A 13,984-nucleotide genomic window follows, 5' to 3' on the forward strand; every position below is an offset into this window, starting at 1 on the left:
AGACAGCCCCGAGGTCGTCACTGAGGGTGGTGGTCGCGACTTTCAGATCGCCGTCGACGTCGACGTACGCACAGCGAGATCACTCAGAGGCGAAAGCTGGGCGGACGAAGCTGTGCGACTCGATGAAGCGGATACGGCCAAGCCACGCATCGAGGCGAGCTGAACCGCTCCGAAGTCACGCGTCCGCGCCCGGAACCGTTCCGCGCGTGTAAACCAGCCGATCCCTGAACCTTGAAGCGCGGGCAACACCGTTCCGGTTCCCCCGACATCACCTGACGCGTTCGGTGCGTTTCGCGTAAAACCGTGTCCCCAGAATTCACGAGGATGACGCGACCGCCCCCGGGACGCTGTTGTCGCTCGATCCTTCCCGAATTTCCCTTGCCGCCCTCACGGTTTTCCCGGAGCATCCGCACAACCCCGTAGTCCCGCGGTTCTCCGACCCGTGCGAGCCCCCGATGACGCCCCACCTACCAATCCACACGGCGACCACCAGGCGCCTGCGACGAGGCATCATGTGTTTCCAACACCGAAGGTACCAAGGTTCGCCGAGGTTCCCCGGAGGGAGGTTTTTGGCTGTGCAGCGAAGGACATCCTCCAGCGGAGCGTACTGACGAGGGTTGGCGATCTTCCCGAGAGTTCCTTCGGAGGAGGGAGTCGCGACGTGATGGTTGAGGCCTACGTCGATCTCGGCCGCGCAAGGTCTATTGGCGGGCACGCTCGGCTTTGCTTCCGTACGGGGACGATGAACGACACCCACAAGGCCCCACCAAGGCCGGCGCAGCGCTGAAGGTCGTCAGTTGCGCAAATTTTCCGCCGGCCGAAGACGAGCTGCTCGTATTGACGCCAATCCACCGCCTCCGGCCCCGACGACAAGACCTACCAGTAGCGCCACAGGAAGCAGGACAACATCAAACACAGGCGACCATCTTTGAGTCACGGTCACGACGAGAATTGCTCCCATACCGAGCACGAGGCCACCCGCGCCACCAACGATGCCGACGAGGGCAGACTCAACGGTAATGAGCTCCCCAATCTGGCGGTTGCGTGCGCCTAGCGCCTTTCTCATTCCGATCTCGCCTCGGCGTGAGTTGACGGCCAAGAGCGTGGCGTTCATCAGAGCCGCTATAGCGACAATCAGCGCGAGCAACGTGAATGCGGTCAACGTAGCTTGCACGCCCTGTTCAACCTGGCCTCGCAGCTGCGTGGCGTCAGTGGGCGCGACGACGGTCATCCGCTCAGGCTGGTAAGGATTCAGGGTCGCGGGTACTTGCCGGGCAACTTGTTGCGCCGCCCCGGGTGCAGTCACTGTCAGCAAGGTGACGTCAACTGATCCTTGTGAGGTGACGTTGTCGCGAGGACCGACAACAACCTCGCCGCGGAGGAGAGGGAGACGTGACGATGCCGTGATTAGGCCCGCCACCATGTAGGTATCCCCGTCGACCAGAATCGTTGGGGCTCCGTCGATGCTGCTGAGCTTCAGGTCCTTCGCCAGAAGATCCCCGACGAAGGCTTCTCCGGCCGCGAGAGGCCCACTGTGCCACGGCGCCTCATCGATGGACAACCGCGCTGCTCCGGCGATGTCGCCAAACGCGACGTGCGGACGAATCTGGCGAGCCTCAGCGAACGTAGAGACAGTGCTGACGTTCAGATCGACAACCACAGCGGCCGCATCTACCCCAACCAGATCCTCAACCTTCGCGGGTATCACGTCCAGTGGGAGCGAGTGCTTGACCGCCGTGGACCACGTCGCCGAAACCTCGCGATTCAGGTGCGCGTCGAAGGTCGCGGAGACCTGAGCGCTGGCAGATGCCGAAAGTCCCAAGGTAGTAATCGTCAACCCCACCGCGATTGCGACCGCGAGACCTTGCCCAAAAGATTGGACCTTTCGCGACAAAACCGACAGCCATGCGTCTCGCAGCATGTCCGCAAACCGAATTCGCCTCTTCCCTGGCTCCGCCTTCTCATCGTTGCCCCCTGAGGGCCCCGAGTTCGAAAGTGTCAAACTGGAGTACGACGGCGACTCCGCCCGTTTCGTAGGCACAGGCGTGTCGGCGCTACCAGGCTTTCTCTCGTCGGAGACGAGTTCACCGTCTGCGATACGAATGACACGACCCGCGCGTTCCGCAACCTCAGCAGAATGCGTGACGACAATGACGGTCGCCCCATCGCAATTGATCCGTTCAAGTTCGTCAAGCACACGCGATGCGTTGACTGAATCGAGGTTACCAGTTGGTTCGTCCGCAAGAATCAGCTTCGCGTCGCCCGCTATCGCTCGAGCAATCGCGATCCGTTGACGTTGCCCTCCGGAAAGCGTCGACGTGCTCTGAGTCGCAAGTCCGCGAAGACCAACGGAATCTATCGCACGAAGCACCTTGCTAGTTCTCGCGCTTCTCGATACTCCGCGATAGAGCAGGTTTAGCTCTACGCTATCGCGCGCGGCTCGGCCCTCAAGAAGATGAAAGGATTGAAAAACGAACCCGATGGTTCGGGCACGAACGCCCGCCGCCCTGGCCCCATCCCCGGCGCGCGTCTCATGTCCTTCGAGGAGATAGACGCCTTCTGTTGCGTCGTCGAGTAGGCCGAGAATGTTCATCAGCGTCGTCTTACCACCGCCGGACGGCCCCACTACGGCGACAAACTCTCCCTGACCGATCTCAAGATCGATCCCTCGAAGAGCTTCGACGTCCGGTCGCCCCGCCGACGAGTATGTCCGCCGAACACCTCTCAGCTGAATAAGAGCCACATCAACCAACGCGAACCCGGTCGCCGGCTTTGAGAGCGCCCGCCTCGTTAGGTTCGACGGCGACCTCTCCCTGCAGCGTTCCTATCACCGTGACGGGCACTTCGAGGAAGGTACCGTCGTCCTGCTGTTTGGTGAGAACATTCTTGTCCGGTCCTCGATCTGAAACCGCAAGAACGGGGACTATCAGAGCGTCCTCGGCGACGACCGAAGTGGTCACAGTGATGCGTGCACGTCCGTTCGAAGCGGGCAGAGCAGCCTGTGGAATGACGGTGAAAGTGACTTCATCCGCCTCGGAGAGCTGCGCATCATCCGTCTCGGCCTCGTTTGTAGCCGGCGCCTCACCGGTCGGGAGTATGTCGCCTAAGATCCCGCTCACAGTCTCACCGTTTACCGATATCTCTGCCGCGTCTCCCGCGGCTATATCGCTGAGATCTGTGACCGGAACCGTCACGGTGACCACGAGATCAGATGAGCCCAGAACAAAATCGGGCTGGCCCTCCACTGCTAGGTGCTGTCCGACGCGAAGGCCCCGGATCACATCGGCCGAGCTCGTCGGGATTGCCACGACTTCTGAGATCGGAACATATGCTTCGGGCGGGGTAGCCGTCTCCGTTTCGTCGCCGACACTATCATCATTAATTTCGGAAGGGTTGCGAGTAGCAATTTCGTAGCCGTTATCCTCGTACCATTGCTTCACTGCTCGAACGGTCTCGTTACCAAATCGCCCGTCCACCGCTACCGAGTATCCACGCCCAGCGAGGGCGGCCTGGAGCGCTTTGACATCCGGGCCGCGGTCGCCGAGTCCCATTTCTCGATAGAACGAAAAAGCAGACTGAACCCCGAAAAGCGGTCGCCCGTTGACTTCGGACAGCATCTGTCCTGACGATGCTGTCGATCCAGTCTCCAGCGGGTGTCCGGTCACCACCGCAAACGATGCATCCGCAATCGGCGGCACCGTTATTGGAGACTGGGTCGAGGGACCCACGTCACCGGTGAAGCTCGCCTCCCCGGTCAGCGTGCCCTGAATTACGTCAGCGAAAATGGGCGCCGCGTCTGGGGCTTTGGCATCAGCCTCTTGCTGAGCCGTCGACTGAAACTGCGCAGCAAACCAGAAACCAGTGGCGATTGATACGACGACCGCAAAAGCCGTGAGTGCGATGATCCAACGTGATCGTCGACTGCCCCGTGGTATCTTATTTTCGGTCATAAAGCTCTCATCATCGCGCGGGTCGCTAAGAAACTGCCCAATTATTTTTTGCTTCTAGAGAACTTCTCTAGGGTGCGGCCGGGGCATTTGCGGCCACGATAGTTAAAAGATACTCTTTTCTCTCTGCTGCTTCAGATCGGATCCGCTCGAGGTTGTCTCGGTTCTCTTCGACAAGCTTCTCCTGCTCCGCCCAGGACTTCTCGTAGGTAATCTCACTCAGACCGCTGGAGTCGCGACATTCAGCGTCCGCAACGGCGACTGCTAATTCTTCGGCTGATGCGCTTTCATCGTCGAGACCCCACTTCCGCTGCGCATCGGCAGGCGGCATTTCCGTCCGAGGGTCCTGGGGCAATGTGAAGTCCACTTTGGGCTCCAGGCACGTCCTCCACTTATCAGTCGCTTCGATAACAGCGTCATCCTGCTGCACGACCTGTTCCGCCTGTAGCGCGAGCCCTGCGAGATAGTTGACTCCGTCGACACTGGTCAAGAAATCTTCGTCTTCTTCTCGAACCTCGTCTGTACAGGAGAGAAAGGCTTCGTCTAGTTCAGCATCAGGAAAGTATGAGTCGGTGACGTCTACGAATTCACCCCAAAGCTGAGTGCTCGTTGGATTGGCAGGGGGCGCAAAGTGGTATCCCCACTTCTTCGCAAGTTCCACCGTGAAAAGTCGAAAACCGATTGCGTTGAAATCTTCAGCCTGTTCGTAGTTCGTGTCTTGCCAAGGCACGGGCCATTGGTAGCCCTGCGCTTCAAGACAGTTCGCGATGAGCAACTGCTCCGCGTAGTTGTCGAGCTCAGGCGAGTAGACATAGAACTCATCAAGCGGCATGGTCCAGGTTGCCTGATTTTTGACCGACTCCGAGTCCTCGCCGTCGAGGCTGGCGCAACCGACCAACCCGACTGCCAGAACCACCGCGAGCGCGGCCGTTCCGAAGAAACGGCCGCGCTCGTTGGACCTCATCAGCGACATAGAGCCGTACCCGTGCTCCCGAGAGTGGACGAGTAGTACCCAGAGTCCGCCATGTCGTTGAAGCTACGCGTACCGAGGTTCGGGGTTCCGGTTCCCTTGACGAAGGAGATCCGGCTGCCGGTCTGGTTGACGCCTGAGTAGAGATACGAAACCTGCGTGCGCCCGTTGTTGAAAGCAGACGAGGCCACGTTCTTGTAGGACCTCAAACCGATGTACATATCATCGACGCAGTTCTGGAATTTGTGCGTGTCGGGACCTTGGAAATAATCATTTCCGTAGTCGTACCCCGAGTAGCTGCAGTGCAACCCAAGACCGCAATCGCTGGGTGCTGCCGCCGCCGGCCCCGCAAGCCCGAAAATCCCAGCACCCGAAAGCGCCAGTGCAAGAAATACTCCCGCAATCTTCTTCCGCAAAGTTCCGTTACTAGCAAATTTGGTTGACATACTTCGACCCCCCCGAAGGATTAATTTAATAGTTGTGTCGCCGTTGAGAGTGAACCGCAGTTTCTATCCAAATTCTGACAGGTGCTCTCCGACCTCGGCTTCGCGATAACCATATCGGACATCTCAACCCGTCAGCTGTCCCCCATTCGGGAGACAGCTGATTTCCTGCGGACCGTTTGGCGGAACGATGATGTCGCGCCGCTCAATCTCGTCGCAGATCCTGTAGTTAGCTGCTGAAACCCGACGTCGGCCTTGTCGACCGAGAGAAGCTTGTGCGCCAGTTGCCGGTGCCACACTCGACTGCGGTGCTCCGTCAGCTATCCGTCGATGAGTTGACTTCGCCTACCTTCAACCGTCGCGCCTCGCCACATTCTCTGGCCCTCGTGCAGGGATCAGCATGTGTCGGCACTGATAACACCTTCGAAGCGCAGCATCGCGAGCCTCGCCCGGACGCTATTTCACCTCGACATGCGCTGCTAACTCACGGCAGCCCACGCGGCCGGAGCTGGCGCCGGTGGGCTCCCTCGACGGATCACCGACGGAGCAGTCTTTCCGCAAAAGTGCAGAGTCTGAGACAGGCTCGTGCGGCAGTGCGCCCAGGCTCAATTCAGAGGCGTCCCGCATTCTCCGTCGGACCGCGGCGCAGGACGGAACATCGGATCCCCAGGGTTGAAGAGTCCGCGCAGCCTGCAGTGACCTGAACTCTTCGGGCCGATAACAGCCGGCCGTGTGTTTCGGTTGGCGGCGTGATGAGGGATCTCATCGTCGTCACAACGGCCAAGCAACGCCCTTTCACCGTCGGGTTGTCCACCGAATGGACTGCAGACGCCGTCAACGTCCGTCACTACCGCGGAGCAACGCGACATCATCGAGCCTCCACTACGACCAGGGGGTAGAGGTCTCGAACTGTCCACGAAGATGATCGGAGATCTGAATTGAAGAAACTCACAAGGGCTCTCGCCTGGGTCACGCTAGCTGCGGCACTCATCGGGGGTTGTGTAGTGCCCGCATCAGCAGCCGGCGGCGTGGCGGTGCGTACTGCACTCACCGCCGGATGCACTTCGCTGCCCCAAACGACCACCGAGTTCGACGGTGAACCAGGCACCATCTTCTACAAGCGCCTGCAATGTCTGGCCAGTATTCCTGGCGCGTACTGCACGTTGTGCATCGGCCTGGATCGGCGGCGGGGTCTTCTTGTCGTCCTGCGCCCGCTCGTGAAGAACGTTGGTGAGGGCTCGGTATGCCGCGGAGACCAGTGCGACGTCATGGTTCCCCTGCACACATATCTCCTCGGCCAGCTCGAACAACATCCGCCGGACAATCGTCAGGGATGCCCACCGCCTCGACGGTCTTCCAGGTCGCCGCCACCATCTTCGCCTGCTCGTCCGCCATGGCCACATACCGGCAGGCCGGCAATCTGACATCATCGGTCCATGGGAATCTGGTTGCCGACGACTGAGGCCGAGATCGAGGCCGTGACATCCGCCGGCACCGTACCTGAGGGCCACTTCGTGGACTTCAAGCGGGAGCTCGGTTCAACACCCGGATCACGCAAGGAAACCGCGCAGGACATCGCCTCCTTCGCTCTCGACGGCGGAGTTCTCATCGTCGGGGTCGACGAACCCGAATCGGGCACCTACACGCTGTCACCTCAGCCACTCTCCGATCTGTCAGAGCGCGCCGAGCAGATCGCGGCAAACCGGCCGGACCCCGGACTGTATGTGCGGACGACCGTCATCCCGTCACGCGATGACCCCGGCGCTGGCTACCTCGTCATCGAAGTTCCCCCTAGTCCGGCAGCACCACACATGGTCGACGGACGCTACTGGGGTCGAGCAGAGAGAACCAAGCGTCAGCTGAATGACGCGGAGGTCGCACGCCTGCACGCGGCGAGAACCAGGAGCGACCGCCGAGTAGTTGACGCCCTCAGCGAGGAACTTCGACGCGACCCTCAGCCTCTCCCAGCGAGCCGAATGCACTTCGTCGCCGAACCGCTCGTTGCAGACGACGGCCTAGCTCGTATGTTCGTCCGAGGCGCACCGACGGCTGTTCGTGAGCTCGTTCACGAACAGGAGGATCGCGTGCCAGGTTCTGTACGCGACCACTCCCCCACTCCTTGGGAGCTGACTGCATCTGTGCGACGGGCGAAGGGTGTTGCGCTCACGAGCCTTGCCGAAGGCAGGAAGACACCAACAGAGGGCTTTCTCGCGGAGGTGGCCGCGGACATCGAAGTGCAGACCACCGGCGCTATTCGGGGAGTGATGTCGCGACTCACTTATCTGGAGGAACATCCCCGGGTTCCGGAGGGCACGAAGCGCGTCTTCGAGTCTCTCCCCATCGCGTGGTCTCACCGACTGGTCGCCTGGGCTGGAGCGCTGGGCGAACAGCTCGAGTACCGGGGCCCATGGGGTTTCGGCGTTCACCTCTACGGACTCGAGGGCGCAAGTGCGGGACCGCAGGACGAACGCGGCATGCATATTCTCTCGTCCCGCTCGCTGCCGGTGTACGAGGCCGCCACCTTCCAAGCAGCGACGGCGGCGAGCTTCCAAGAGATCCGCGACGAACCTCTCAAAGTAGTCGACCGCCTCATCGGCGACTTCATTCACTCACTCGGCGTCTCCAACCGCTACCCCGACTGCTTCCCTCGCTAGTAGTTGGCCAGGATCAGCAAGGAGACCCGTCAACTCATGCCCATCATCACCCAGGAGTGTTCCGAGGAGCAGTGTTCCGCTGCTGCGGCGTATCGGACGAGGGTGAAGCCCGCCTACTGCATCCCGCACATCGACGAGCGCTTCCGCCGTGGTGGACTCGAGCTTTTAGACACATTCGATAAGCCCACCTCATGGCACCTCACGCGGTGCATGGAATGCGACCTTGAGGCGCACTACCGCTTCGAGTACGTCATCGACAACAACGCCCACGACATCAAGACGTGCCGCGCATGCTATTGGCGCTCATGGGCTGCGAATAGCCGGCAGATGATGGGGGCTTACGCTGATTACTCGCCCGTTCCCGAGGAGATCGCCCGAGCGCACGCCGACAGCAACGGATTCGACTACATCATGCCTTTGACGGGGCCATCCCTCGGTGGCGACCCTCACTACGTGAGGTGCCGAAGCTGCGCTCGGCTCTCAGCGCAACGGCTCGGCGACATCGGGTTCGGCTGCGCATGCTTCAACAGCTCGAAGCGCAGTACCGCCGCACGCCCAGCATCGCGTCTGAAGGAGCTGTTCAAGGACTCCGACTCCGCTGCAGTCTCGTGGTGGAACCATAACGCCAATCCCGAGAAGCTCTGGGCGACTGCTACGCCGCGGTCAAAGAGTGATGCACAGTGGATCTGTCCCGCGTGTGACCACAGATTCACCGACGCCATCCTCGACATGGCAAGGCGCCCGGTATGCCCGCAGTGCGCAGAAATGGCGGCCTTCGTCCGGATGGTCGAACGCTCCGTCCTCGCTACAAGGACCGTCTTCGACGTGCCGGAGCTGTTGGCCGCATGGGCCGATGAGGTAGACCCGCGCAATGTGCCAGCAGCTGGGGATTGGACGGCAAGGTCGTTCGTCTGCGCAGGGGGGCACCGCGCCCGACTGTCCCCCGAGAGGTACCTCGATGACGGGTGCCCCTCCTGTCGGGGCAACGCGACCCGCGACGCTCGCCTGCAGGAAGGGCCGATGCTGGACACCGAGCTAGCTAGCCAGTGGCACCCCGAGTTCAACACTGTGAACATCGCGAAAGTCGGAGATAACTCGAAACGCCGGGTGTGGTGGCGTGACCCTGAGTGCGGACATGAGTGGGAGGCGCAACCGCGGGAGCGGCACAAGCGGCCGCGATGGCGCTGTCCCACCTGCCAGACGCGGCTGGGCTCGTTGGCCTGGTTCTACCCGGAGCTCGCGGCCGAATGGGCTCCATCGAATTCGGCGTCCGCTTGGCACGTGATGCCGACGGGAAGGACGACTTTCCTTCCGACCTGGATTTGTCCGACCGATGCCACGCACATCTGGCAGGCGACAGTCGCCTCTCGAGTTTCTGGTGCCATGTGCCCAGAGTGTCGAGTCACCGGCAAGAGCGCGGTCGAACTCGCGTACCGCGATGCGGCCATCGCCGTTTTTGGAGCTGCGTCGTCGGGATCAACGATCCGCGACCAACGCTTCCAACGGCGCCTGACGTGGACCATAGACATCGGCATCGAAGTCGACGGCCGCCCCGTAGCCATCGAATATGACGGGAGCTACTGGCATCGGGATAAGGTCGCACTCGACACCGACAAAACCCATGATCTCCTGGCCGCCGGGTACCTCGTCGTTCGGCTTCGAGAGGACCCACTGCCTCCACTGAACGTCGGCGACTCCGGGTACCTGGAACTCGTCACGTACGCGTCGGCATCTGACCCCGGTGCCGCGATGCTGCAGATCCGGCAGTGGGCCGAGAAGGCTTAGGCTCCTGACATCCGCGTGCGTGCGGCGCCGAGCGCTTGCACCCTGCGAGACATAGTCCTGCTCCGGGCAAGAACAGCAGCGCAGCGAGGGCAACCATCAGTCGCTCACGCCCTCGCCGCCGTCTCGCGCCTCGCTTCACGGCGTCGTGAACTCTACGACCCTTGCCATCAGGACTCCTCCGCCGCAAGGTAGCAACATGAATCAGAACACAAGAGATGTCGCACAGGCGCTTGTCGATCTGTACTCCGGGTATCTCGCTAGCGAGGACGCCGATGAGGAGCACGCCGCGTTTGACACGGCGATGGGTCGGCTCAACGGCGTCGATGCTGTCATCGCGACTATAAACGACAACGACGAGCTCAGCCTTGATTTCACTCCAATCTTGACGGCATCCAACATGATCCTCATGTGGGTCCTCGACAGGCTCTCTCAAGCGGGTGGCGAGACTGAGGAGGCGTTGCTGTTCGACCTTCGGTCATTCTTAGAGCGCGTCGGAAACTGACTGAGAGCACTGTTCAGTACCGCTCCGATGCTCTCAACGTAGCGACCATCGCCCACGTCATTTTTTGGAGCGCTGATACCCGACCCGACCGCCGGCGCTCCTCGCTAGGCTTGGGTCTCCCCAGACGAACAGAGAGGTTGGCTTCCGTGGTCGCAGTTGATGGGCAGGTCGCTTGTGGCTAAGACGCCCCCTCCGCCGAAGCCCAACGAGGGCTGGAAGAAGACCGGCTACAAATCACCGGCTCAGGAGAACTACGGGAACAAACGCCCGCCTCTGGACAAGCCGAAGAAGCCGTCCAAGTAGGGATTGCCGTGCTAAACCTTCGTGGGCGCGGCCGACAACTGCAGATCCTCTCGGACGAACTCGACCGCGAGATAGCGCAGAGCGCTCAACGCGCGACGGCCATGGAACAGCGCGGGGCCGTGCTCATCGGGGCCGCGGGAATCGCCGGGGCACTGCGGTTGGGCGACAACATCAACGCCCTGACGCTCGCGGCGCTCGTACTGACGTTCGCGGCAGCGGTCGCGGGCCTCGTGGTGATGTTTCCCCGGAAGGGACAGCTGCTCAACGTCCGCGCGGCGCGAACTGATATCCTGCGCATGCATCCGCTTTCCGCGCGATACCACCTTGATGACACCAAGATGGAGATCCTCGAGGCCGACCAGAAGTGGCTGGACAACCGCGGACACATCACGCGTATCGGGTTCGTCCTGCTCGCTCTAAGCATCGCCGTGGGCGTTGCAGGCACCCTCGCCGCTGTCCCGACGGAAATCGCGCCCAGCCCGAGCCCGACGCCGTAGCACCGGTCACGCGACGAGGACACCCAACGCGCCGATGACCGAAGCTGGATGTCCGCGGTCTCCACTAGCGTGCGAGCAAGAACCTAAGGAGGCGCGATGCGGTTAGAACACCCGTCCCTGGACGAGGCCGACCAAGCACTGGCTGTCGATATTCATGACTGGCTCATTAGCAACCGGCAAGTAGAGACCCTCCTCGATGACTATGTGTTCCGAGGCAGCATCCCCCCGTGGTACTCCGAGCTGATCTCGAATCTCACGCTGCTCTGCGGTGGCGACACGGTCGACGCGGTGTTCGTGGACGTGGACCTAGAGACGTACATGGTCAGCGTGCATGCCGTCACAACACGCCGAATCGTTGAAGCGCGTACTACCGGACGTCGAGAGTCCCGCGATCTGACCTGTCGAGCAATTTCCCGCCGGGGTGTCCGAGACGTGCGCACTGAGGAACCGTTTGGCCTTGTTGACCGCGAACCAAGGCGCGCCTGGCCCGGCATCTTTGCACTGACGGTGACGGTCGACGGATTCGACGAGCCCTTGAAATTCGCGCCGAGCGCTCAGTCAAGCTTCAGCGCCCGCCAACCCGACATGGGTGCGCTAACGCGCTCCTTCCTCGCTAACCTCGACGAATAGCTCGAAAGAGGGAGAACAGACCATGAGCCACGGCGCTCTGCTCATCGATCAGCGTTCCGCGTCGTTGACGGCCTCGGACCAGGACCTGCCGGTCTGGGGACGTGGGCGACGCGTTTTCGTATCGAGCCTCATCGGCGATATGCGGGCGGAACGCGCGGCCGTCCGAGAGGCCATCGAAAGGCTCGGCGCGATGCCGGTGATGTTCGAGGACGACCTCGGCGCGCAGGACATCAGCGCGGAGCAGGCATACCTTCGGGGCGTTCGGAGCTCTGAGATCTACATCGGTTTGTTCGGACCCCGATACGGCGTCAGAATGCCCGACGGGGACTCCGCCACCCATGCCGAACTCCGGGAGGCGGAGACGAACGGACTTCGTCTGTGCTTGTTCGTCAACGGTGAGACCTCTGGTGAAATGGATCGAGCCCAGCGGGATCTCATTGACGGCGCCCGGAACCTGTACACCACGAGCCCGTGGTCGGACCCCGACGATCTCGGCCAGCGAGTCGAACGACGCTTGCGGGAGATTGCCTCCGAGGAACTTGCTCCGTGGGTGCGGGTAGGTCGTACGGTCTTTCGCGCGAAGGAGCTCTCCACCGACGGGCAAAGCATTTCGATCAGCGCCGATGTCCTCAGCTCGGCAGTACACACTGAGCTGGTAGGGATGCGCGATGCTCGCGCGAGCGTCACGTTCACATCCCCATCCGAAGCTCGTCAGGCCCAGGTCGCTGCCCTATCGACCCGGACAGTATCGACCGCCCGCCATGAGGAGAACCTCACCCTGACCGTGCAAGAGACTTCCTCCTTCCGAATGTCGTCAAGCGTCAACGGGGTGAGCGCGGACGAGATTCTGCGTCGCTCTTTGTCCGACGGCCTGTTCGGTACGAATCAGCTCGGAGACATGGCGGGGTGGGGGTCTCAGCCCATCGACCCGTTCGCGGAGATCCGTGGCGCGGCGCTAGACGATGCAGTCCTTCGCCCCGTGGCGCGCCTGCTTTTCGCGGAGCGGATGCTCCTAGATGGGATCGCAGCCCGCGTCGATGCGTTCACCCTCGGCCCCTCCCATCAGGGATCGCGCAGGCTCCGCGCTGTCTGGACGCCTCGGCGAGTGTACGTGAACGAGCCCGATCCGAAGCCCACCTCCATCGACGGTGTCGTGACCGGCCTGTAGGCGTTCGCGACAGGCTCTCGGAGAGCGCGGCGTATACCCAACGCTCATTTGTCCTTCCGTCGCCCGTGAAGTTTGGGGTCTGCGCTATCCAATCCAACACGCGTGCGTGCGGTCGATGAGCAATACGGATCTGTCGGGGTCCGCCTAGGCGTTGTCAGCAATGCGGCGCAGAATGTTGGCCAGCTGGATCACTGCGTCGGCGGCGATGCCAGCGCGCACTCGGGTGCCATTCGGGTTGTGCTTGACCGCTTGGGCGAACTCGATGGTCTTCTTCACTAGAGCGCGCATTTGCTCGTTGCCAGGACCGGGGAAAGCGACGTCAGCGTAGCGTTCGAGGCGTTGCTTCGTCTGCGCTACGGCGGGCTCGATTTCTCCTTCGCGGAGGTGCAGCGCCGCGTCATAGACGGTAGCGCTGAGGGCTTCGAGTACGGCCACGCAGTCGTTACCAATGTTGCGATAGTCCTGCACAGTCCGCGCCGTGTGGAAGTGGCGGCGGAGTTCTTGTACCTCGGTATCCACGCTTGGCCAGCCCATGCGCTGGGCAGGAGTGACGGGGGCGACGAGTTCACCCGCGAGGGCGGAATCCTCCCGAGCCTCCAGTTGCTCTTGTAGCGGCTCGAACCACGTGACGATCATGTCGCGTCGAGCTTGCCAACTTCCGTAGCGGTCGTGCTGAGTCCAGTACGTACGGAAGGCCGGAAAGTCAATGAAGGGCGGCATGAACTCATCTACCCCGAGTCGCCTAGCCACCGCCGCCAACGTCCGCATCAGGTCGCGCGACCCCTCGTCGGTAATGGCTAGAACCGAGTCGGTCCCGTACGCGGTGAACTCACGCCTAGCAAGGAGAGTGAGCGCGAGTCCAACTTCTTCGTCCGGATGCTCGGAACTCGGCCCGCGACGGAGTCCACGCAACAGACCAAGGTCAAGGTCGACGGTACGGCTTGTCCAGCCTTCCTCGGTCGTAACCTCTTCACGAAAGAAGTCGTAGATGCGCACAACTCAAAGCGTAGAGTCGCGCGGAGTTGCTACCAACCGAAAAACTGCGCGGCGATCTCGATGCGCACGGTGCAGGCCCGATTCGTGTG

At 61.6% G+C, this 13,984-nt stretch carries 12 protein-coding genes; 7 read left to right on the top strand and 5 right to left on the bottom strand.

Translation table 11 applies throughout. The features are described 5' to 3' along the window. Nucleotides 1–793: 793 nt before the first annotated feature. From RS83_RS18505 to RS83_RS04825, 4 genes are all read right to left on the bottom strand, one after another. Complete coding sequence (locus RS83_RS18505; RefSeq protein WP_269429878.1) at nucleotides 794–2,743, bottom strand: ABC transporter ATP-binding protein/permease; 1,950 nt, start codon at nucleotides 2,741–2,743, stop codon at nucleotides 794–796. Nucleotide 2,744: 1 nt separating this feature from the next. Next, nucleotides 2,745–3,950, bottom strand: coding sequence for a peptidoglycan-binding domain-containing protein (locus RS83_RS04810; RefSeq protein ID WP_082071525.1), 1,206 nt, complete (start codon nucleotides 3,948–3,950; stop codon nucleotides 2,745–2,747). A gap of 67 nt (nucleotides 3,951–4,017) precedes the next feature. Continuing rightward, on the bottom strand, nucleotides 4,018–4,911 hold the full coding sequence (locus RS83_RS04815) for a hypothetical protein (RefSeq protein ID WP_156153116.1): 894 nt from the start codon (nucleotides 4,909–4,911) through the stop codon (nucleotides 4,018–4,020). Nucleotides 4,912–6,373: 1,462 nt separating this feature from the next. Further along, nucleotides 6,374–6,673: a hypothetical protein gene (locus tag RS83_RS04825; RefSeq protein ID WP_045278388.1), complete on the bottom strand. Its 300-nt coding sequence runs from the start codon at nucleotides 6,671–6,673 to the stop codon at nucleotides 6,374–6,376. A 20-nt stretch (nucleotides 6,674–6,693) separates the two neighbouring features. Here RS83_RS04825 and RS83_RS19175 point away from each other — a divergent pair, with 20 nt between their 5' ends. From RS83_RS19175 to RS83_RS18215, 7 genes are all read left to right on the top strand, one after another. Then, nucleotides 6,694–6,822 carry a hypothetical protein gene (locus RS83_RS19175; RefSeq protein WP_269429876.1) on the top strand — a complete coding sequence of 43 codons (129 nt, stop codon included), beginning with the start codon at nucleotides 6,694–6,696 and terminating at the stop codon, nucleotides 6,820–6,822. Beyond that, nucleotides 6,797–8,014, top strand: coding sequence for a helix-turn-helix domain-containing protein (locus tag RS83_RS18700; RefSeq protein ID WP_156153118.1), 1,218 nt, complete (start codon nucleotides 6,797–6,799; stop codon nucleotides 8,012–8,014). The genes RS83_RS19175 and RS83_RS18700 overlap by 26 nt, the downstream gene beginning before the upstream one ends. Nucleotides 8,015–8,050: 36 nt before the next feature. Further along, nucleotides 8,051–9,799, top strand: a complete 1,749-nt coding sequence (locus tag RS83_RS04840; RefSeq protein WP_045278391.1) for a zinc-ribbon domain-containing protein — start codon at nucleotides 8,051–8,053, stop codon at nucleotides 9,797–9,799. Nucleotides 9,800–9,995: 196 nt separating this feature from the next. Then, nucleotides 9,996–10,301 (top strand): hypothetical protein, encoded by a 306-nt coding sequence (locus RS83_RS04845; protein ID WP_045278392.1) that lies wholly within the window; start codon nucleotides 9,996–9,998, stop codon nucleotides 10,299–10,301. A 311-nt stretch (nucleotides 10,302–10,612) separates the two neighbouring features. After that, complete coding sequence (locus tag RS83_RS04850; RefSeq protein WP_045278393.1) at nucleotides 10,613–11,101, top strand: hypothetical protein; 489 nt, start codon at nucleotides 10,613–10,615, stop codon at nucleotides 11,099–11,101. 96 nt (nucleotides 11,102–11,197) lie between these two features. Next, nucleotides 11,198–11,731 carry a hypothetical protein gene (locus tag RS83_RS04855; RefSeq protein ID WP_045278394.1) on the top strand — a complete coding sequence of 178 codons (534 nt, stop codon included), beginning with the start codon at nucleotides 11,198–11,200 and terminating at the stop codon, nucleotides 11,729–11,731. Between the two features lie 22 nt (nucleotides 11,732–11,753). Then, nucleotides 11,754–12,899 carry a DUF4062 domain-containing protein gene (locus RS83_RS18215; protein ID WP_052678864.1) on the top strand — a complete coding sequence of 382 codons (1,146 nt, stop codon included), beginning with the start codon at nucleotides 11,754–11,756 and terminating at the stop codon, nucleotides 12,897–12,899. Between the two features lie 144 nt (nucleotides 12,900–13,043). On the opposite strand, the gene RS83_RS04865 is transcribed toward RS83_RS18215, so the two are convergent. After that, entirely contained in the window at nucleotides 13,044–13,895 is an 852-nt protein-coding gene (locus RS83_RS04865; RefSeq protein ID WP_045278395.1) for a hypothetical protein, read from the bottom strand. Nucleotides 13,896–13,984 lie beyond the last annotated feature (89 nt).

Source organism: Microbacterium oxydans (assembly GCF_000956525.1).
Classification (GTDB): domain Bacteria; phylum Actinomycetota; class Actinomycetes; order Actinomycetales; family Microbacteriaceae; genus Microbacterium; species Microbacterium oxydans_A.